Genomic DNA, 20,251 nt, shown 5'->3' with positions numbered 1-20,251 from the left:
CAATGGCGAGGTCGATATGCCCAGTTGTGAACAGATTGAGTAGGAGGCTGGCAAACGACCCGTGAGGATCTCGTTGGGGCTGCTTCCTTCCGGACCTGACCCGGTTGGCGAGGAACACGTCCGCGCCAACCTCCCGAAGCGCTATATGCGAATTTATGCGGCGCGATGCAAGGGGGCGGGCCGATAGATGGCCAGCGTCTTCTTCACGCTGCCTTAAAACAAGGCTCGAAGGCTCTCACCAGAGCCGGGTCAAAGTAGCCCCGGTTCTCCTTGAGATAATCGAAGGCCGCTTCAGAAGGCATCGGTTCCTTATAGGCACGGCGCTCCACCAATGCGGAAAACACATCGCAAATGGTGATCATCTTGACCAGATCTGGAAGAGCCGGACCGGTTAGGCCCGCAGGATAGCCCGAACCATCCAGCATCTCATGATGCGACCTGACGCAGCCCAGGACATCGGTGTTGCGCACGCCATGCTCCTTGAGAATGGCATAGCCGATCATCGGGTGGCGTCGGATATTCGCCAGTTCGGCCGCATCGAGGGCGGTTTCCTTATTGAGGATTTCTATTGGCACGAAGGCCTTGCCGACATCATGAACCAATCCGGCCGTGGTCAGCAGGATCTTGTCTCCGCGTGAAAAGCCCAGCGACGACCCGAAGGCCGCAGACATACCGGCCACCAGCAAACAGTGCTGATAGGTGCGGTCGTCATATGACCAGACCTCGTCCATCCAGTGGTGAATGCCCTTGGCCTCCACGGCATCCAGCACGGCCTGGGCACCCGTGTCGATCATGTCGTTATAGTCGCCCGGCTTGTTCCAGATGCGGGGATCCAGCAGGCCTTCGACCGCCATTTTCGCCTCTGCCGGCACGCAGCTCTGATGCGTGTTGAGGAACGGATATTTCGCCAGCAGATGCATTAGCGCACTATCCAGGCCCTCAACTCCATCGATTGTGTCGCTGGCGCCCAGCGCGCGAGCCTGGGACTCGCTGTGATGATTGCGGTCCCGCAACAGAAATACCAGCGGGTTGTCCGGTGAGCGATGAACGGCAAGAGCCAGGCGCAGCATGTGGGCGCTGGCGAAATTCTCCAAATCCACGTCACACAGGATCAGGGCGTTGTCGACCTTGATGGAGGGGGCCGAATGGATCGGGAACAACCGGCACACCCCTCGCATGATTAGCCGGTTGAGCTCGCCTTCAGGCTCCAGGTGACGGTCGGTAAACAGCAACAATTCTGCGCCCTCCTGCAGGCAGCAGATCATGTGTTTGTTGAGGAGTGGTGAATACTCGGACTGTCTGGGCGCGGAGAATTATTGATGTGATCGTTTATTTCGAATTATTGCGAGCCCAGCTTCCGGGATCGGGCCGTCGGTGTGACCATTCCATACCTGCGGTGTCCGGCTGCGCCTGCGTTGCGCCATCATGCTGGCGAGGTCGATGCACCAGCGTCACCAGCACCACCGAAATCAGCATCAGCAGGTACCACGAGCCCAGCTTGTCCCAGCTCACCAGGGTCCAGCCATTCTCCTGGCCCGGATAGATCCAGGCGCGCGACCAGGTGCCGATATTCTCCGCGATCCAGATGAACAGCGCCACTAATAGGAATGCCAGCAGCATCGGCATGCGGTGGGTGAAGCGGAAGACGCGATAGTGCATCCAGCTGCGGCCGTAGAGCAGGGCCGTGGCCGCGAACAGCACCCAGCGAAAATCGAAAAAATAGTGGTGGGCGAAAAAGTTGATATAGACCGCCGCAGCCAGCACGGCGGTCATCAAGATGGGCGGATAGCGGGTGAAACTGATGTCGAAGATGCGCTGGATGCGCGCCATGTAGCTGCCCACACAGGCGTACATGAAGCCGGAGAACAGCGGCACACCCCCTATGCGCAAGAGTGCAGGCTCGGGATAGATCCATGACCCCATGGCGGTCTTGAAGAGTTCCATGATGGTTCCGACCAGATGGAAAATTAGGATCACCCGAGCCTCTTCCAGCGTTTCCAGCCTCAACAGGATCATGCCCAACTGCATGCCCAATGCGGCCAGGAACCAGAAATCGTAGCGATGAATGCCGATTTCCGGCCACCATAGGCGGGTCAGCAGAATCATCCCCAGCATGAGTCCACCGAACAGGCATGCCCAGGCCTGCTTGAGGCCAAAGACCAGGAACTCGATCAGCCCGTCGGCGAGCCGGCCGCGCGGCATGCGGGCCAGAATTCCGTGAGCGGCCCGGTCGATCACCGCTTCCACACTCGTGAACCGATTGGTCATGCCCCACCCTTGCCCGAACCATCCGGGCTGGTTATGCCCTTTGGATCGGCACCGAAATGTGGCGCCGGCAATCAGGGAGCCTGCCTTGGCAAATCGCCGCCACCCAACCTCATTGCGAACCTCCAGCGAGGACATTGCGGTCTCGCGCAAGGCGCCAGATACGCCCCAGACGCGTAGCGCCGCCTATCGCCTCGCCTTTGCTGACGACGAGTTCATGACCTCGGAAGACACCCGTGGCGTGCGCTTCCAACTCGAATATCTCAAGCCCGAGTTCCGCCTGCGGGAGCACGGCATCAATTCCACCGTGGTGCTGTTCGGCGGCGCACGCATTCCCGAGCCGGGCAAGCCAGCCTGGGCGGCCAAGAATGAGACCCAGCGGCGCAATCTCGAGGCCGCCTCGCGCTATTATGAGGAGGCGCGCAAGTTCGCTCAACTGGCTTCCCAGACGGCCGCGTCGCTCGATTTCAAGGAATTCGTAGTGACCACCGGCGGCGGTCCCGGGGTGATGGAAGCGGGCAATCGCGGCGCCGCCGATATGGGCGCGCCCACCATCGGCCTCAACATCGTGCTGCCACATGAGCAGGCGCCCAATCTCTATGTCACGCCCGACCTCAGCTTCAACTTCCACTACTTCGCCACGCGCAAGATTCATTTCCTCATGCGCGCAAAGACGGTCGCCGTCTTCCCGGGTGGATTCGGCACGCTGGATGAGTTCTTCGAGAGCCTGACCCTCATCCAGACCGGGCGCATGGATCGCATCCCCATCCTGCTCTTTGGCAAGGAATTCTGGACCAAGGTGATCAATCTCGAGGCCCTGGCCGAGGCCGGCACGATCTCGCCGGACGACCCGGACCTGTTCACCGTGGTCGATACCGCCAAGGAGGGGTGGGACGTGGTGCGCCAGTTCTACAACCTGCCCGAAATGGGCGAGCCCGTCTGGCGGGGTGGCTAAGCAGTCCTGTGACTTACGGGCGTTTGCCGCCGCTCTGATTGGCCAATCCGCTGATGGCGGCGCGCAGCGCCGCGGGCTTGACCGGCTTGGTGACCACGGCAATGCCGCGATCTTCAGCCAGCGTGCGCACCGCCGGGCTGCGATCTGCCGTCACCAGCGCGGCCGGCAGATGTCCGCCCACATTGTGCCGCAGCCATTCTATGGCATCCAGGCCCGAGGTCTGGTCCAGATGATAGTCCATCAGCACCAGGTCGGGATACCAGCCTTCCAAGAGGCGCTCGCGGTCGATTTGCTTGAGCGACAAGGCGGTGCGCACCTCGCATCCCCAATGGGTCAGCAGGCCTTCCATCGCTTCCAGGATCGCCCGCTCATTGTCCACACACAACACCTTGAGGTTGAGCGTGCCATAGCTGGGTTCGGGCGCCGCAGCCTCCTGGCTATTGGCCGGCCGCGCGTTGCGTACCGCGGGCAGATAAAGCGAGAAGCGCGATCCGTGCCCCTCGCGGCTGTCCAGCTCCAGTGTCAGGCCGAGCGCGGTGACGAGGCGCTGAACGATCGACAAGCCCAGCCCCAGGCCCTGCGCCATGCGCGCGCCGCGCTCCAGCCGCGAGAATTCGGCGAAGACCAGTCGGTGCTGGTCCTTGTTGAAGCCTATGCCGGTGTCGATGACATCAAGCCGCCAGCGATTGCCACGCTTGCGCACACCCACCAGGACCTTGCCGCCGACGGGCGTATATTTGATGGCGTTGGATACCAGGTTCTGGACGATACGACCGACCAGGGAGCGGTCTGCCAGCAGTGTGGCCTTTGTTGGCACGATTCTGAGGGCAATGGAGCGCTCGCGCGCCATGGGCGCAAACTCGACCTCAGTCTTTTTAAGAAGGTCCTGCGCCTGGATGGGCGCTGGCGCCGGTTTGAGAGCGCCGCTGTCGATCCGTGAAATGTCGAGCAGCGCCGACATGATGTCTTCCACCGCTGTCAGGGACGCCTCAATCGAATTGGCCAGTTCGGCAAAGCCGGTGGACTTGGCACGCTCGATCAGCGTCGAGGTGTAGAGCCGCGCTGCATTCAGCGGCTGCAGCAGGTCATGGCTGGCAGCCGCCAGAAAGCGGGTTTTGTCGTGATTGGACGCGTCGGCCTTGGCCCGCGCCGCTTCCAGCTCTGTATTCACCTGCTTGAGTGCCGCCGTGCGTTCTTCCACCCGACGCTCCAGCGTCTGGTTGATTTGCTCGAGCTGGTGTTCGGCGTGGACCCTTGCGGTCACGTCCGAAAAGCTGATGACGAGGCCGCCATTGGGTAGCCGGCTGGAGTGGAATTCAAGGGTCTGTCCGGCCTGGCCAACGCGCTGGGTTACCGTGGTTGGAGCGGCCGTCAGTACCTTGATGCGTTCGATCGCCAATTGTGCAGCGTCGCCAGGCCCCAGATCGCCGCGCTCCCCCATGAACAGGGCAATGTCGAACAGGGCCGAACCAGGGCGGGTCAGGTCCTGGGGCAGTTCGAGCAGGGTGTTGTAGCGCTGGTTGGAGGCAACCAGGCGCAGCCCGGCGTCAAACACGGCAACGCCTTGCGGAATATGGTCGATGGCCAGGGCAATGGCGCTCGTCGGATCGTTGTCGAACAGGCTCATCTGATTGGTGCAATATGCGACAGGGTCTGCTGACCTTATCGACCTCACGTCCTCGCAGCGCAAGCACGCCCTTGGGCCCATTGCATTTGGGCAAAATCCCGGTCAATCGTTAACCGTGGTTAATCAGGGCGAACGCCGGAGTGGGGCGATGCCTGCAGCAAGAGAGGGTACAAAATGAGCGTCTTCAAGGAGTTCCGGGATTTTGCCGTCAAGGGCAATATGATCGACCTGGCCATTGGCGTGATCATCGGCGCTGCCTTTGGTGCCATCGTGTCGTCCATCGTCGATGACATCTTCATGCCCTTGATTGGGTTGGTCATCGGCGGCATCGACTTCTCGAACCTGTTTATTGTCCTCTCCAATCCCAATGATGTCCCGGTGCCCTCCGTTGCCGCCGCCAATGAAGCGGGCGTCGCTACGCTCAATATCGGCCTGTTCATCAACGCCGTGGTCAAGTTCACCATTATCGCCTTTGTGCTCTTCATGGTGGTCAAGGGCATCAACTCCATGAAGCGCGAGGCGGCTAAGGAGCCCATTGAAGAAACGCCTGCTCCATCTCGAGAGGAAGTGCTGCTCACCGAGATCCGGGACGCCCTTCGCGCCAACGGCAAGGCCTGATCCGTTATGTCTTCGCAAGGCCGGCCGCGTTGCCGGCCTTTTCCTCTTTCAGGAAATAGGAATAAGTTCATTGACTAATCGTACAATGAATTTATACCTAATCGCTAGGTAGTCCATCCTACGGCTTCTCCGTATCGGACGGCGCCACCACTTAGAGCAAACTACACTTGCTGGACACCTGGGCAGAGGTGCAGCGGGGCGGGAGCATGCTGTTTCCGCCAAGCGAAAGCTTGCGCCCTGGCGTCCGGCCAGAACGGGAACTTGCCGGAAAGGGGCTATGGCATGAACACGCATTCCTACTACCACGCATTTCTCAATCGGGACCGATTGGTTCACATCGTGGATCCGGACGCAGGGACCTGCGAAGCACTCAGCGTGTTGTTTCGGCTTGAGGGGTTCCAGACGATCTTTTCGCTCGAACCAGCGCATTTCGTCGCCGGACTGGAACGCCGACGGCCCGATGTGGCGGTGATCAACATCTTTCAGGGCGAGGAGAGCGGCCTCACGCTATTGCGGCGGATCAAGGACCTCCGCACCGGGGCGCCGGTGGTGATGCTGGCCAACGAGCCACACCTGGAGGCGGCAGTTACAGCAATGAAGCTGGGTGCTACCGACGTATTGAGCAAGCCGATCGATAGCGAGTTGTTGCTGACCGTGGTGCGGGATGCCCTGCGCAAGGATGTTCATCTTGGGGCGATGCAGGCCGGGGGACGCCCGGTCGAGGTGCGCGGATTTTCCCAACTCACGCCCCGGGAGCGAGAGGTGCTGCAATTGATCACCAATGGACAATCCAACAAGGAGGCTGGCCGGGAGCTGGGGATTTCGCCCCGCACCATCGAAGTGCACCGGGCTCGCGTGATGGAAAAGCTGGGCGCACGGAACACGGCCGACCTGATGCGGATCGTCTTAACCAGTTGAAGCTGGCGGGTCAGGATGTCGGGGGCGCCGCCACGAGATCGCGTGCCCAGGCGGCGGCGCGTTCGGCTTCTCCATCCTTGAGCGGCCCCTCCTGACCCAGAACGACGAACCCCGCCGGTTCGCCAACGAGGGTACACCCCTGATCCCGCAACTCGCCGGAGAGTCTTTCGGCGGCATAACCCCCTGCGCTGACCACCCAGCGCAGGGGTGCCGGATGAATGGTATCAAGGTCGATCCGCGTATCAAACGCCGCCGCCCGCCCGGACAGATCGGGCCGCGACGCGAATTCCTGGATCTCCGGTGTCGGACGAAAGCCGCGGGTCGGCGACCCCACGATCAGCAGGTCAACGCCGGACAGGTCGATATCGCGCGCTTCCTGGACTGAAGCCAGTTTCACCTCATGGGAGCTGGTCAAGGCGTCAGCCATCGCCCGCGCGATCTGGGCTGTATTGCCGAAAATGCTGTCATACACGATGAGGATGGACATGGCACACACTCCCCGTTGCAGAGGGAGTATGGGCCGCCAACTGCGGCCAGGTTTTGACGTCGATCAAAGCCGGACCGGCATTCGCATCGCGCCTCTAGTCAGCCGCAGCGCCGGGCAGGCTGGTGGCGGACCGCCTCAGGCGCGGGATCATTCGTGTCATGACGCTATCTCTGGCTGCATAATGATGCCAGAGGGCCGCTGCGGCGTGGCCACCCACCAGCGCCATCATCATCCAGGCGACAAGACCGTGAACGCTTTCGAGCCGGCTGCTCAACTCTCGCGAGGCCGCAAACGGGCTCGGCAGGTCGACTAGTCCGAACAGCGAAATCGGGCTGCCCCCGAGCCATTCAATTCCAAAGCCTAGGCCTATCTGAATCAGCAGCAGACCATAAAGGGCCATATGTACAATGCGTGCCGCCACATGAGCGAGCGGTGTGCTTGGCACAGAGTGGAGGCGGCGCCCTGCGGTCAGGCGCCAGGTCAGCCGGGCAATGACAGCGAAAGTGAGCGCCACGCCCAGCGATACATGTATGCCCGTCAGCCAACGCAGGCCCATTTCGCGCGGCAGATAGGTCCACGCCATGGCCGACCCGAATAGCGCAAGCACCAGGATGGCACTTAACCAGTGCAAGCCGATGGTTACACCGTCATATCGCTCACTTGCGGCGCTCTCGGTCATGCTGATGCTCCTGATGTCAGTGCCCCAGAAGGTGCATGAGCATCAGGCCGCAACCAACTTATCTTGCTGTAACCTGCATGAATTATTGGAAAGCTTCGCCATCCTGGCGATAGCACGGCCCCAGCCTGAGTGATACCGGAAGGCTATGCCGCCAACGCCGGGTTCGGCCCATCGCGCTGCTGACCGAATATTGGCGCCTAGCCGCCCAGATTGGGCAGGGTGAGGTCGCCGCTGGTCAACTTGCTGGCGGTAATTGCAGCGTCGGCTCTTTCGCGCGGCAGTTCCAGGCTCGTCCAGACGCTCACCAGTGCATGGCGCAGCTCAAAGATCATCTCGTCGCTATGGAGCGGCGTCGGGGTGATCCGGAGCCGTTCTGTGCCCTTGGGCACGGTCGGGTAGTTGATTGGCTGGATGTAGATATTGTGCTTGTCCAGCAGCATGTCGCTGGCGGCCTTGACGGCGCGGGCGTCGCCCACGATCAGCGGCACGATATGGGTGTCGGTCTCCATCACAGGCAGGCCGGCATCAGCCAGGATCGCCTTAGTCAGGCGCGCCTGGCGCTGATGCATCTGCCGCTCCTCGCCATTGCCCTTCAGATGCTCGATCGAGGCACGCGCCGCAGCGCAGAGGGCCGGGGGCAGGGCAGTGGTGAAGATGAACTCGGGCGCGTAGGAGCGCACGGCGTCAATAATGGAGCGGTTGGCGGCGATATAGCCACCCATGACACCGAAGCCCTTGGCCAGGGTCCCCTCGATCACGTCGATCCGGTCCATCAGCCCTTCCCGTTCGGCGATGCCGCCGCCGCGGGGGCCATACATGCCCACGGCATGGACTTCATCGATATAGGTCAGGGCGCCGAATTCTTCGGCGAGATCGCAGATTTCCTTGATCGGCGCCACATCGCCATCCATCGAATAGACCGACTCGAAGGCGATCAGCTTGGGACGCTTGCGATCTACCTGGCTCAGCAGTTCGCGCAAGTGCGCCACGTCATTGTGCCGGAAAATCTTCTTTTCCATGCCGCTCTGGCGGACGCCCTGGATCATGGAGGCATGGTTGAGCTGGTCGGAGAATATGATGCAGTCCGGCAGCAGCCGGGCGATTGTGGAGATCGCCGCCTCGTTGGACACGAAGCCGGAGGTGAATACCAGCGCGGCTTCCTTGCGGTGGAGGTCGGCGAGCGAACGCTCCAGCTCGACCAACGGCCGGTTGGTGCCCGAAATATTGCGGGTTCCGCCAGCGCCCACACCCATGGTCGCGGCGGTCTCCTGCATGGCCTTTACGACCTTGTCGTGCTGGCCCATGCCCAGATAGTCGTTGGAGCACCAGATGGTGATCTCACGGGCATTGTCCGCATCGTCGCGGTAGACCGCTTTGGGGAACCGGCCAGCGATCCGCTCGAGGTCCGCAAAGACACGATAGCGCTTCTCCGCCCGCAGCGTGTCCACTGCTTCCTCGAAAATTCCGCGATAGTCCATGGGGCCGATCCTTTGTGAGCATGGGAGCGGCAAGCCAGCCGATCCGGGCTCTTTCATGCTCTACCTATTCTCCGCGCAGCCACATTGACATAGGTCAATTCGACGCGCTGATGGGCCTAAACCCTTGCCGGCATTGAGCCCACCGGCAAACTTGAGAGCCATTCTAAAATAAGCCGCGGCTTCTGCCAACCACCCGGGCCAGCCAGCGGCAGACCCAGCACGCCCATTCGAAAGGTCCGCAGCCAAGTTAACCGGACCTTGGTGAACTTGTTGATACATTGTTTAGACTGCGCTTAGATCAAATTCCTCGGGGGAGGGAATGAGGGGGTGTTGCAGTGAAGAGCTTTTCGTCTTCCAGTTTTGCCGGTGAGCACACCGACGCCATGGTCCTGGCGCGTGCCGCTGTGGAACGCAATCCGCAGGCGCTGTTCACTGATTTCCAATGGTTCTTGTACAAGGGGCGGGACACGGTCTTCTTCACGGCCTTTTCCACCCAGAGTTACGACAAGGACCGCCTCGGCAACATGGTTGCAGAAATGGTCGCCCTGGCGCCACAACTGACCCATGGCTTTGTCGGCGCCCAACCGGGTCAACCTTTTCCGAAGCACCTTCTGGACGCCATCACTTCAGTGGAAATGGTCGATGAGTTCGACGGCTATCCTGACAAATGGCTGAGCAAGTCGTCCGACATTTTCGAGCGTGAAGACTTGCCGCTGTTCCGTGTCATGGCCGCGGTTCGCCGCGATGGTCCGGACAGCCAGGGGCGGGCGGCCATCCTGCAGGTGCGGTCCAGCCACGCTTTGCTGGAAGGGTCCGACTCGGCCCTTCTGACCCGCTCCGCCGCTGCGGGTCATGGCGTGCAATCGGACAAGTCCAACAAGCTTCCCTGGTCCGACCGGATACGAAGCGCGCTGCGCGGCGGCCTGACCACGCTGATCTATCTGGTTCTCGCCAACATCCTGGCGCCTCAGGAAAAGCCTTGGGGCTTCAGGACACTTGCCATTGAGCGTCATCGCCTGCGCCAGCTCGCCAACAAGCTCGGCGTCCGTCAGCGGTCGCTGATGTTTGCCCTCGTCACCCACGCCCTCAATGGTGAAGGCGAGGAAAAAACGATGAGCAAGAAGGTGATCGGCGCCAACTACACCATGCTCGACACCAAGCGGAACAATACCGATGACGACTTCTTCCGCGTCCGCGCGCTGGAAGCCAAGTTCACCGTCATGGAGGATTTTGTCGACTACGTGCGCGCGGTCGACAACACCGTGGCCGGCATCGAGCAGAAGGACATCACTTCCTTCCAGGCCGTTATCAACTCGATGTTCAAGGCGATGCGCGCGGTCAATCGCGTCTTCCCCTTTCTGCCCAACAAGCGCTTCTGGCGATTCAATGGAGGCAATCACATTGTCCTCACGCTGGTGCCACCACACCGCACCTATGGGCCCATGACCCATGGCATGGTCGAACCGCTCTATTGTGGCGCCTGGCATTCGGAGGTGAACATCTGCACCTTCTGCCCCAGCCGCGACTATGTGACTTTCAACTTCTCCATGGAACAGCGGCATCTGGCCAATGTGGACAAGATCATGCACCTGCTCGAAAACGTCGAGCGTCGCGAGGTCAGTCCGCACAGCATGGCTCCTTCGGTCGAGCGCTTGCGCTAGCAAGATAGCGGTCGCTCTCCAATGAGGTCGCGTCGTGGCTCAGATTTGACGTACGTACGTCAGAAATTGGTTGCGAACTGCGTCGCGGGTCGGTCTATATAGCCGCCATGCCTGACTTGCCTCGGAACCAGACATGACTGATTTTGCGACTTACCCAAGCCTGAAGGATTGCCCGGTTGTCATTTCCGGCGGCGCATCGGGGATTGGCGAAGCCATGGTTCGTGCCTTTGCGGCACAGGGTGCCAGAGTGGGTTTTGTCGACATCGCCAAAGAGGCCGGCGAGAACCTGGCGGCAGAACTCGTAGCCGCCGGGCAGGCCGCCCGATTCATCGCATGCGACGTTACCGACATCGCCGCCTACCAGGCTGCCATTGCGCGCTTTGCCGAACAGCATGGCGACGCCCTGGTTCTGGTCAACAATGCGGCCCACGATCAACGGCACCAGTGGAATGAGGTCACGCCGGACGAGTGGGACCAGCGGATGGCGGTCAACCTCAAGCATGCCTTCTTCGCGATTCAGGCGGTGGCACCCGGAATGGCCAAGGCCGGACGTGGCTCGGTGATCAACTATGGGTCGATCAGCTGGATGATCATGACCCCGAGCCTGCCGATCTATGAAACCGCCAAGGCAGCCGCCCACGGATTGACCCGCTCCATGGCGCGCGAACTGGGGCGCGCGGCCATTCGCGTCAATTCACTTGTGCCGGGCGCGGTGATCACCCAGCGCCAGCTCGATCTCTGGATCAAGCCGGGTGGACTGCAGCAGATCGAGGCGCAGCAGGCGCTATCCGGCCACGTGACGCCTGACGATTGTGCGCGCATGGCCCTGTTCCTGGCCTCGGACGACAGCAAGATGATCACCGGCCAGCAATTTCTGGTCGATGCCGGTTGGGCGAATGCCTGATCAGGCGGTGCGTTCCATCTGGTCACGGAGACCTTGAGCGGAACGGGCGGCGTCCTCACTCAATGTCCGGATTTCTGCCGCAATAACGCCGAAGCTCTTCCCATAGGGGCCGGCACGTGCCGCTTCGATGGTTGCGTTGAGCGAGATGAGCTTGACCTTCATGCTCACATCACTGATCGACCCGACCGCCCGCAGCATGGCCACGCGCGTTTGTTCGGACTGCGCCTGGCGCGACCCCATGCGCGCCTTGAGACAGGCACTGACGGCGGCCGTGAGCCGGTTGAGCGCACTGAGCAGATCACCGGCCACAAGGTCGACGAGCTTTTCCACCTCGGCGCCGGAAGCATTTCCCGTTTCCAGATTGGTCCGCAGCGTCGTCGTCTGGCCCAGAAAGGTCTGGATCGGGATGCGAATGGCATCGTCTATGGCGCCCTGGGCCGCCAATTCCTCCACAGCCCGCGCAGGAATTCCGAGAGCGTCGTGTCCGCGGCAAATCGCCTGAAAGATGTCGCTGAACTCGCGCGTCGCCTCGTCATAGGACGCGAGATAGGCTTGCCCCGCAGTGCCTTTGGTGGAAATCAGCATGGCGAACAGGGCCGCGCGATGGGACAACATGCGCATCTTGCCTGAGAGGTTGATCAGGCTGCCCAGGGCGGCGTCAATGTCGACAGAGTCCAGAGCAGTTGTCATCCGAGGCTCCCATATCGGGCTTATTTGATCTGGTAGTGGATAAACAACTCTTAATATAGATGCTTTTTTGAACAAAAGTGGTGGTTGCACAATTGTTGTGCAATCAGAGCGTGGCAGTTGGCATTCATCTCCCATTCATCCCCTTTCCCTCATCACGCTCCTGCCTTATTCAGGGGCAACACAAGGCCACCAACCGCGAATCCTTTTGGGGGAAGCATATGAAGTCGAAGGTTCTCGTCGCCCTTGCCGCGACCCTGGCGCTTAGCGCCTGCACCACCACCAATCCCTATACCGGGCAGTCCCAGCTTTCCAACACGGCTGGCGGCACGCTCCTGGGTGCAGGCGGCGGTGCCGTGGCAGGCGCCATCGTTGGCGCCGCCGTTGGCGGTGATCCGCGCGTTGGCGCACTGATCGGCGCGGGCGTCGGCGGTCTGACCGGCGCTGCCATCGGTAATTACATGGATCAGCAGGAAGCCGAACTGCGTGCGCAGCTTCAGGGCACTGGCGTGTCCGTAACCCGCGTGGGCGACCAGATCATTCTCAACATGCCCTCCAACATCACCTTCGCCACCGACCAGTCCACCGTTCAGCCGCAGTTCAACCAGACCCTGGTATCCGTTGCGCTGGTGCTCAAGAAATTCGACAAGACTATCGTCGACGTCTACGGCCACACCGACAGCCAGGGCGATGATGCCTACAACCTGGCGCTCAGCCAGCGTCGCGCGGTTTCGGTGGCCACTATCCTGGCCAATCAGGGCATCGACCAGCGCCGCTTCTACATCGAGGGCAAGGGCGAGACGTCCCCGATCGCGTCGAACGCCACCGAAGCCGGGCGCGCGCAGAACCGCCGCGTTGAAATTCAGCTCTCGCCCATCCGCGGCTGATCCCGACAATCAATCTCCTGAAACGCGGCTCACGGGCCGCGTTTCTATTCGATTACGGGCTCGACTACGGGCTCTGATGTCGGCGAATTGGGGCGCATGTCGGTGCCGGGTGCCCCAGAGAACACCTGTAGGATGAGCAGGATGGCGACGATGATCGCCAAGGCACCCAGCCCATAGAGCCACCAATTGGTGGGCCCGGTCGACCCCACGGTCTTGTCGTGCTCATTGGCGACCTTGAGGCCGGAGCCATCCGGCACGTCCAGCCGGGCAGAGTTCTCATCAACCAGATAGTCGACCTCGGCGACCTTGGGCGCGCGCTTGTCCTTTGGCTCGGCCATCAGTAATCCCCCTTGAGCACGGTATCGGTGCCGACGGCATTCTGCACACCCTCTCGAACCTCGGCGATTGCGCGGTCGATTTCTTCAGGCTCGTAGGCGACGCGCGGTCCTTCCGCTTCGGCTCCAGTCGCCTCCGCCTTGAGCTGGTTGAGCAGTGCGAGCTTGTCGCGCGCGGTGAACAGGGGGTGGTGGGCGATCTGCATGGGGTTCAGATTGTCCTTGCCGCCCATGCGCTCTTTCAGAGTGTCGAAGACCATCATCCTCTCCTTGGGTGGTGTGGAGACTGTTTCATCTGTGACCTCAATGCCGCAGCCACCGGGCAAGTTCCGCTTTCCGGGGCCAGCGCAGGCCCTTAACCCGCTCTTGAGAAGTTCTCACCCATAAGGGAAAGTGCGGAGGGAGCACGGATGGGCCGTCTGATCGGCATCTTGGTATCCGGAACCCACCAGCGTGGCCTTCAGGCTGTGCTGTGGGTCGTGGCTTTTGTCGGCCTGCTTGGCGTTGCAAGCTGGATCGTGGCCGAGCAGGTTTCTCTCAACATGCGAGCGGAAACACAGCGCAGCCTTGAAGGCTACGAGCGGTTGCGGACCAATGTCCTCGCAACCTTCGACGAGATGGACCGCCGCCTGACGCAGCCGCCGTGCTCAGCGGCTTTCCTTGAAGAGTTGCGCCGGATCGCCTTTTTGCCCGATGGCATCAACGAACTGCTTTATGCGCCAGATGGAGTGGTACAATGCTCCGTCAATTCGGGCCGGCTCCAACGTCCAGAGGTGCTGGGCGAACCGGACGTTTACCCCGACAACGCTTTCGCCATGACCTTCTGGGTTGACCGCGACCTCGGCTTTCTCGGACTTGAGGGGATGACGGGCACTCTGGCCCAACGCGGGCCCCTGGCAATGGTCGTGCCGCTTCAGACCCTGCCTGCTATCGGTCCCCGCTGGATGGAACAGGAACTGGTCTTTCGATTCAGCGATGAGCTTTGGAGTCATCGCGACGGGACCGCCGGGATTTACGCCAATGCTGTCAGTTCTGACGGGCCCGCCTTTGGCGCATTGCTCTCGGGCGTATTCCACGAGTTGTCCTGCGACGCCGGTGGCATTCACTGTGTTGCCAGCCGGAGCTACCTCACCCAGTTGTTCGGTCTCGGCTGGGCAACGGTCGGGGTCATTCTGCTGGTGGCCGCAGTCCTTGCTGCCTGGGTCGCACAGCAGGTCCATCGCCTCATCCAGCGGTATTGGTCCTTTGAAGCGCGCTTTCTGCGCCGGCTCGACAAGGGATCGGTGATCTGCGCCTATCAGCCTCTGCTCAATCTGCGAACCGGCATCGTCGATGGCTGTGAAGTCTTGGCGCGTTGGCGCGACGTGGACGGCACGATTGTCCCACCCGACCGCTTTCTGCCAATCATCGAAAAGCAAGGTCTTACCGAGCGTTTTACAGGCATGGTGGTAGCGCAGGCGCTGGCCGACCTGAAATCGCGTTTGCCCCAGGGTGTGAACCTTCAGGTCAACTTCAATATCTTTCCCCAGGATCTGGATGCCAGGCGCCTGCTTCCGATCTTTGCTCCCTTCCTGACCGAGGCTTCCCCCTTTGATGTCGTCGTTGAACTAGTCGAGACCGCCGAAATTCGCCCCGAAACCGCGCAGGTGGAAATAGAGCGACTGCAGGCGGCCGGGCTCAAGGTCTATATTGACGATTTCGGCGCCGGCTACTCATCGATGCACAATCTGGCGGCGCTCTCCGTCGATGGCGTCAAACTCGATCGCTCATTCGCCATGGCGCCAGATCATTCGGTCATGTCAAACATGCTGGCGCATGCCATCGACCTGGTTCAGGCGTCCGGCCGCTCGCTGGTTGTGGAGGGCGTGGAAACCCAAGAGCGCCTTGACGCGCTCAAGAAGACCGGGATGGTGGACTTTGCGCAGGGCTATGGGATTTCCCGACCACTGCTGATCGAGGCCCTCATCTCCTACCTCGCCGAGCATGGCCCCCGGCCGCGAACTCGGCCCCGGCTTGTCGCCTGATCACATTTGGACTTCGTTCGAAACCAGTCCCTGGGCCCTGCGTTCTGCCTGCACACCCCAAGCAAGGAGGACAATATGGCCTATGATGACAAGCGCGTCGCCACGGCTGACGTCAAAGAGACCCATGACCTGATCGCCTCTGACAAGGTCGAGGGGACCAAGGTTTTCGATCCCAATGGCGAGCATATCGGCTCGATCGAACGTATTCTGGTCGAAAAGCGCGGTGGCAAGGTTTCCTATGCCGTTCTGAGTTTTGGCGGCTTCATGGGGATCGGCCACGATCACTATCCGCTGCCGTGGTCAAAGCTGGACTACGATGAAAACCTGGGTGGCTACCGGGTCGACGTCACCAAGGATCAACTCGAGGGCGCCCCACGCTACGAGACCGAGGACGACAACTTCTGGACAGCCGAGAATGGACGCCGCGTCTATGACTACTATGGCGTGACCCCATACTGGATCTGATCCGGCCCCGTTCTTTCATAACCAAATGATTGCAAGCCGGCGCCATTTCCTGGCGTCGGTGTTTTGTTGTTCACGAGCGCGTGAACACGTAACCTCCCTGGGCATTGAGCGAATGACCTCGTGTTGGAACCGCAAGGGTTCCTCAACAGAGGAGAGTCTCAATGAACCGCCTGTCCACCTTCGCACTCGCCGCTTCCCTGACCGCCGCCCTCAGCGGCCCGGCCCTGGCCCAGGATGCCATGGGCGGCGATGCCATGGCTGCCACCGAAAAATGTTATGGCGTGGCCCTCGCCGGTGCCAATGACTGTGCTGCCGGTCCCGGTACCACCTGCGCCGGCACTTCCACTATCGATTATCAGGGCAATGCCTGGAAGGCCGTGCCCGCCGGCACCTGCGAAACCATGATGATCGAGGGCGATCGCATGGGCTCGCTCGAGCCGCTCGATCGCGACCTGCCCATGGCCAGCTAACAGCAGCAAGCACCACGGGGGGCTTGCGAGCCTCCCGCCTTTCACCCGAGGAGGCCCCCATGTCGTTCGATCGTCTGCCCGCCCGTCCCGGACTTGGTCTCAAGCCGCAGCACTACGCCCAGATCATCGCCGACAAACCGGAACTGGGCTTCTTCGAGGTTCATGCCGAAAACTACATGGGTGAGGGCGGTCCCCCGCACCGCTATCTCGGCGCCATCTGCGAACACTATCCGCTTTCCCTGCATGGTGTCGGCCTGTCAATTGGCGGACAGAATGCTCTCGATCAGGAGCACTTGCAGCGCTTGCGCCGGTTGGTTGACCAATATCGGCCCGAATCCTTCTCCGAGCACCTGGCATGGTCCAGTCATGACGAAGGCTATTTCAACGACCTGTTGCCGGTTCCCTATACTTCCGAGACGCTTCATCGCGTCGCCAATCACGTCGATCAGGTCCAGCAGGTGCTTGGGCGACGCATGCTGCTCGAAAATCCGTCGACGTATGTATTGTTTGCCGAAAGCACGATTGACGAAGTGGACTTCCTCGACGCCATCGTCCGCCGCACCGGCTGCGGCCTGTTGCTGGACGTCAATAATGTCATGGTTTCCGCGGTCAATCATCGGCTTGACCCCCACGCCTATATTGACCGTTTCCCGATCGAACATGTGGGCGAAATCCACCTGGCTGGATATGACGAAACCACCGACGAGGCCGGCGAGCGCCTGCTGATCGACGCCCATGGGAGCCGCGTGCGTCCCGATGTTTTCGCGCTCTATCGCCACACGATCGCGCGCACTGGTGCACTGCCGACGCTGATCGAGTGGGATAACAATGTCCCCGGCTTCGATGTGCTGATGGACGAGGTTCGGCTGGTCGATGATGTGCTTGCCGGAACGGCTGAACAGAGGCTGGCATCGTGACCAGTCAGCGCCAGTTCACCACTGCGCTGATCGACCCCGGCCGTCCTGTGCCGCAGGGGCTTGTGTCGCCGCGCGGGACGCCTGATGCCAAGCGCTTCGCGGTCTATCGCAACAATGTGCATGTCAGTCTCGTAGAGGCCGTCGCCGCGCGCTTTCCGGTGACCCGGCAACTGGTCGGCGAAGAGTTCTTCACCGGAATGGCGCGGGTCTATGTTGGCGAGAACAAGCCGCAAAGCCCGGTCATGCTGCATTACGGGGATAGCTTCCCGGACTTTGTGGCGGGATTTCCGCCAGCCTCCACTGTCCCTTATCTGGCCGACGTGGCGCGACTGGAAGCGGCCTGGAGCGACGCCTACAACGCGGCCGATCATGCTACGCTGCAGGTCGCCGAACTTGGGGCGGTCCCCCCGCAGCTGCTCGCCGAAGTGATATTGCAGCTGGCGCCGCCGACACGTTTCCTTCGCTCGCGCTTCCCTGTCGGCACCATATGGTCGGCGCACCAGGCCAGACCAGTAGTGATCCCCGCGGTGAAGGGAGGCGAATGCGTCTTGCTTACCCGTCCGGCAGCGGATGTTCGCGTGACCGTTATTCCGTCCGCAGACTTAGCGTTCCTTGAGTTCGTCCAGCAGGGGAAGTCCTTGAGTGAGGCCGCGGAAGCCGTCTTGACAAGCTTCCCCGATTTCGATCCCGGCGCGGCATTGGTCGGTCTGGCGGGGCTGGGCGCCTTTGCCGTTTCGCAAGCAGGAGCTTCAAAATGATCTTCGACGGTTTGTATCGGCTCTGGCAACGGCTCGACAACGGCCTTGGCGCGGTCCCGGCCGCCGTGCCGCTTCTGGCATTGCGCATTGCTCTCGCCATCCCGTTTTGGCGGTCCGGGATGACCAAATGGGATGGGTTTCTCAACCTGTCGACAGGTGCGCGCTATCTCTTCGAACAGGAATTCCGGCTGCACCTGTTCGGCCAGGCCATTGCCTATCCGGCACCGCTAACCATGGCCTTTCTGGCTGGACTGGGTGAAATCATCCTGCCGGTTCTATTGGTCCTGGGGCTGGGCACGCGTTTCGCCGCCCTGGGAATTCTGGGCATGACGATCGTCATCCAGCTGACCGTGCCCGATGGACTGGTGAACTTCCACCTGCCTTGGTTCGCCATGGCGCTCGCCTTACTCGTCTATGGTGGAGGCACCCTGTCGGCCGATCGCTTGCTGGGCACAGTGGTCGACAGCCGCCTCAGGGGGTCTGCACGCCCTGCGCCGTGACGTAGAGGGCATAGACGGAAGTGGTCGCGGTGATGAACAGCCGGTTCCGACGCGGCCCGCCAAAGGTGAGGTTGGAGACCACCTGTGGAACGCGAATCTTGCCGCAGAGCTTGCCGGTGTCATCAAAGACATGCACGCCATCTGCCGCTGAACACCAGATCCAGCCGTCCGTGTCCACGCGAAAGCCGTCCGGAATGCCGTTGTCAATGACGGCGAACGGCCCCCGGTCGACCACCGCCAGGCCGTCCTGCTCCAGGTGGAAGGCGCGGATATGGCGGGGCACATCTGGGTCGTGACTGGCGCCGGAATCGGCGACGTAAAGGCGCCTTTCGTCCGGTGAGAAGGCCAGCCCGTTGGGCTGCGCAAAATCGCCAATCATCAGCCGGATCTCGCCGGTCTGGCCGTCGATGCGGTAGACGCCGCGCACCGGTTGCTCGGGCTCGGACATGTAACCCTCATAGTCCGAACGAATGCCATAGGTGGGGTCGGTGAACCAGATCGACCCGTCGGACTTGACCACCACGTCATTGGGTGAGTTGAGCCGCTTGCCACCGAAGCTGTCGGCGAGCACGGTGAGCGTCCCGTCGAGTTCAGTGCGGGTCACACGACGCGGCCCATGTTCGCAGGAAATCAGCCTGCCCTGCCGGTCTCGTGTGTGGCCGTTGGCGTAGTTGGAGGGTTCTGAAAAGACACTGACCGAATTATCCCGCGGCAGATAGCGGTGCACCCGCTGGTTCGGTATGTCCGAAAAATAGAGGGCATCATGGTCGGAGAACCACACCGGGCCCTCGGTCCAGCGATGGCCGGTGCTGATCTCGTCCAGACGCGCATTACCGACGATCTTGTGCGCAAACCGGCCGTCGATGACTTCGTAGAGCTCTGATGCAGCCATAATCCCCTCCTTGCCCGCCAAGGCTTAGCCATATCGGCGCCGGGCGACAAGATGAGAGGCGCAATGTCCGCGGCGTCCGGCCTATCCGTGCCGGAGCGCCACCCTTCGAGAGATGCTACCGCTCCACGCAGAGCGCCACACCCATGCCACCGCCGATGCATAGGGTTGCCAGGCCCTTGCTAAGGCCATGGCGCTTCAGCTCATGCAGCAGCGTAACCAGGATGCGTGCGCCCGACGCTCCGATAGGATGACCCAGCGCGATGGCGCCGCCGCTGACATTGACGATCTCGGGGTTCCAACCCATGCCGGCATTGACCGCACAGGCCTGTGCCGCAAACGCTTCATTGGCTTCCACCCGGTCCAGATCGTCAATCGTCCAGCCAGCTTTCGCCAATGCCCTTTGCGAGGCCGGAATCGGACCCGTGCCCATGATGGACGGGTCGACACCGGCCGTCGCCCAACTGGCAATGCGGGCAAGGGGGGTGAGGCCGCGCCGCGTGGCATCCTCTTCGCGCATCAACACCAAAGCCGCTGCACCATCATTCAGGCCCGAGGCATTGCCGGCCGTGACCGTGCCGTCCTTGTCGAATGCGGGGCGAAGCTTTGCGAGGGTCTCGGCATTGGTGTCGGGACGCAAGTGATCATCGGTATCGACGACGACCGCGCCTTTGCGGGTTTCGATGCTGACTGGTGCGATCTCATCCTGGAAGTCCCCGGCGGCCTG

At 61.4% G+C, this 20,251-nt stretch carries 23 protein-coding genes and 1 other RNA gene; 12 read left to right on the top strand and 12 right to left on the bottom strand.

Annotation, left to right across the window (positions count from 1 at the left end):
- Positions 1–38 precede the first annotated feature (38 nt).
- The 3 genes from ffs to QZ564_RS06730 form a co-directional block, all read right to left on the bottom strand.
- Positions 39–135: signal recognition particle sRNA small type (gene ffs, locus QZ564_RS06740), an RNA gene on the bottom strand.
- A gap of 68 nt (positions 136–203) precedes the next feature.
- Positions 204–1,235: an HD domain-containing phosphohydrolase gene (locus QZ564_RS06735; RefSeq protein WP_297106718.1), complete on the bottom strand. Its 1,032-nt coding sequence runs from the start codon at positions 1,233–1,235 to the stop codon at positions 204–206.
- Positions 1,236–1,329: 94 nt separating this feature from the next.
- Entirely contained in the window at positions 1,330–2,268 is a 939-nt protein-coding gene (locus QZ564_RS06730; RefSeq protein WP_297106715.1) for a DUF817 domain-containing protein, read from the bottom strand.
- An 85-nt stretch (positions 2,269–2,353) separates the two neighbouring features.
- Between QZ564_RS06730 and QZ564_RS06725 the strand changes: the two genes are divergently transcribed.
- On the top strand, positions 2,354–3,220 hold the full coding sequence (locus tag QZ564_RS06725; RefSeq protein WP_297106713.1) for an LOG family protein: 867 nt from the start codon (positions 2,354–2,356) through the stop codon (positions 3,218–3,220).
- Positions 3,221–3,233: 13 nt separating this feature from the next.
- On the opposite strand, the gene QZ564_RS06720 is transcribed toward QZ564_RS06725, so the two are convergent.
- Positions 3,234–4,847, bottom strand: a complete 1,614-nt coding sequence (locus tag QZ564_RS06720; RefSeq protein ID WP_297106710.1) for a PAS-domain containing protein — start codon at positions 4,845–4,847, stop codon at positions 3,234–3,236.
- Positions 4,848–5,021: 174 nt separating this feature from the next.
- On the opposite strand from QZ564_RS06720, the gene mscL reads away from it, so the two are divergent.
- Positions 5,022–5,465 (top strand): large conductance mechanosensitive channel protein MscL, encoded by a 444-nt coding sequence (mscL, locus tag QZ564_RS06715; RefSeq protein WP_297106705.1) that lies wholly within the window; start codon positions 5,022–5,024, stop codon positions 5,463–5,465.
- 282 nt (positions 5,466–5,747) lie between these two features.
- Positions 5,748–6,383 (top strand): LuxR C-terminal-related transcriptional regulator, encoded by a 636-nt coding sequence (locus QZ564_RS06710; protein ID WP_297106702.1) that lies wholly within the window; start codon positions 5,748–5,750, stop codon positions 6,381–6,383.
- Positions 6,384–6,393: 10 nt separating this feature from the next.
- On the opposite strand, the gene QZ564_RS06705 is transcribed toward QZ564_RS06710, so the two are convergent.
- From QZ564_RS06705 to hemA, 3 genes are all read right to left on the bottom strand, one after another.
- On the bottom strand, positions 6,394–6,870 hold the full coding sequence (locus tag QZ564_RS06705; RefSeq protein WP_297106699.1) for a flavodoxin domain-containing protein: 477 nt from the start codon (positions 6,868–6,870) through the stop codon (positions 6,394–6,396).
- 94 nt (positions 6,871–6,964) lie between these two features.
- Positions 6,965–7,549: a cytochrome b gene (locus tag QZ564_RS06700; protein WP_297106696.1), complete on the bottom strand. Its 585-nt coding sequence runs from the start codon at positions 7,547–7,549 to the stop codon at positions 6,965–6,967.
- Positions 7,550–7,746: 197 nt separating this feature from the next.
- Positions 7,747–9,027 (bottom strand): 5-aminolevulinate synthase, encoded by a 1,281-nt coding sequence (gene hemA / locus QZ564_RS06695; RefSeq protein WP_297106693.1) that lies wholly within the window; start codon positions 9,025–9,027, stop codon positions 7,747–7,749.
- 335 nt (positions 9,028–9,362) lie between these two features.
- Between hemA and QZ564_RS06690 the strand changes: the two genes are divergently transcribed.
- Both QZ564_RS06690 and QZ564_RS06685 read left to right on the top strand, forming a co-directional pair.
- Entirely contained in the window at positions 9,363–10,688 is a 1,326-nt protein-coding gene (locus QZ564_RS06690) for a hypothetical protein (RefSeq protein ID WP_297106690.1), read from the top strand.
- Between the two features lie 133 nt (positions 10,689–10,821).
- Positions 10,822–11,592 (top strand): SDR family oxidoreductase, encoded by a 771-nt coding sequence (locus QZ564_RS06685; protein WP_297106686.1) that lies wholly within the window; start codon positions 10,822–10,824, stop codon positions 11,590–11,592.
- On the opposite strand, the gene QZ564_RS06680 is transcribed toward QZ564_RS06685, so the two are convergent.
- The gene (locus QZ564_RS06680; protein ID WP_297106683.1) at positions 11,593–12,282 is read right to left on the bottom strand and encodes a methyl-accepting chemotaxis protein; all 690 of its coding nucleotides are present in this window, start codon (positions 12,280–12,282) and stop codon (positions 11,593–11,595) included. It abuts the gene before it with no gap.
- A gap of 218 nt (positions 12,283–12,500) precedes the next feature.
- Between QZ564_RS06680 and QZ564_RS06675 the strand changes: the two genes are divergently transcribed.
- A complete protein-coding gene (locus QZ564_RS06675) occupies positions 12,501–13,166 on the top strand; it encodes an OmpA family protein (RefSeq protein WP_297106681.1) in 666 nt (221 codons plus the stop codon).
- Positions 13,167–13,210: 44 nt separating this feature from the next.
- Here the strand turns inward: QZ564_RS06675 and QZ564_RS06670 are convergent, their stop codons facing one another.
- Both QZ564_RS06670 and QZ564_RS06665 read right to left on the bottom strand, forming a co-directional pair.
- Positions 13,211–13,504: a hypothetical protein gene (locus tag QZ564_RS06670; protein WP_297106676.1), complete on the bottom strand. Its 294-nt coding sequence runs from the start codon at positions 13,502–13,504 to the stop codon at positions 13,211–13,213.
- On the bottom strand, positions 13,504–13,761 hold the full coding sequence (locus tag QZ564_RS06665) for a hypothetical protein (protein WP_297106674.1): 258 nt from the start codon (positions 13,759–13,761) through the stop codon (positions 13,504–13,506). The genes QZ564_RS06670 and QZ564_RS06665 overlap by 1 nt, the downstream gene beginning before the upstream one ends.
- A gap of 150 nt (positions 13,762–13,911) precedes the next feature.
- Between QZ564_RS06665 and QZ564_RS06660 the strand changes: the two genes are divergently transcribed.
- From QZ564_RS06660 to QZ564_RS06635, 6 genes are all read left to right on the top strand, one after another.
- Positions 13,912–15,525: an EAL domain-containing protein gene (locus QZ564_RS06660; protein WP_297106671.1), complete on the top strand. Its 1,614-nt coding sequence runs from the start codon at positions 13,912–13,914 to the stop codon at positions 15,523–15,525.
- A 75-nt stretch (positions 15,526–15,600) separates the two neighbouring features.
- Complete coding sequence (locus QZ564_RS06655) at positions 15,601–15,990, top strand: PRC-barrel domain-containing protein (protein ID WP_297106668.1); 390 nt, start codon at positions 15,601–15,603, stop codon at positions 15,988–15,990.
- Positions 15,991–16,151: 161 nt separating this feature from the next.
- Complete coding sequence (locus tag QZ564_RS06650) at positions 16,152–16,460, top strand: DUF2282 domain-containing protein (RefSeq protein ID WP_297106665.1); 309 nt, start codon at positions 16,152–16,154, stop codon at positions 16,458–16,460.
- Between the two features lie 59 nt (positions 16,461–16,519).
- Positions 16,520–17,377 (top strand): DUF692 domain-containing protein, encoded by an 858-nt coding sequence (locus QZ564_RS06645; protein ID WP_297106662.1) that lies wholly within the window; start codon positions 16,520–16,522, stop codon positions 17,375–17,377.
- Positions 17,374–18,135 carry a DNA-binding domain-containing protein gene (locus QZ564_RS06640; RefSeq protein WP_297106657.1) on the top strand — a complete coding sequence of 254 codons (762 nt, stop codon included), beginning with the start codon at positions 17,374–17,376 and terminating at the stop codon, positions 18,133–18,135. Before QZ564_RS06645 ends, QZ564_RS06640 begins: the two co-directional genes overlap by 4 nt.
- On the top strand, positions 18,132–18,635 hold the full coding sequence (locus QZ564_RS06635) for a DoxX family protein (RefSeq protein ID WP_297106654.1): 504 nt from the start codon (positions 18,132–18,134) through the stop codon (positions 18,633–18,635). The genes QZ564_RS06640 and QZ564_RS06635 overlap by 4 nt, the downstream gene beginning before the upstream one ends.
- Here the strand turns inward: QZ564_RS06635 and QZ564_RS06630 are convergent.
- Together QZ564_RS06630 and QZ564_RS06625 are read right to left on the bottom strand one after the other, a co-directional pair.
- Positions 18,607–19,527, bottom strand: coding sequence for an SMP-30/gluconolactonase/LRE family protein (locus QZ564_RS06630; RefSeq protein WP_297106651.1), 921 nt, complete (start codon positions 19,525–19,527; stop codon positions 18,607–18,609). The two genes, QZ564_RS06635 and QZ564_RS06630, sit on opposite strands and share 29 nt — an antisense overlap.
- Positions 19,528–19,642: 115 nt before the next feature.
- Positions 19,643–20,251: acetyl-CoA C-acyltransferase (locus QZ564_RS06625; RefSeq protein ID WP_297106647.1), on the bottom strand; the 609-nt coding region annotated here is incomplete at its 5' end.

It is taken from the genome of uncultured Devosia sp. (genome assembly GCF_913055165.1).
GTDB lineage: Bacteria > Pseudomonadota > Alphaproteobacteria > Rhizobiales > Devosiaceae > Devosia.
This window is presented reverse-complemented; position numbering and strand designations above follow the sequence as displayed.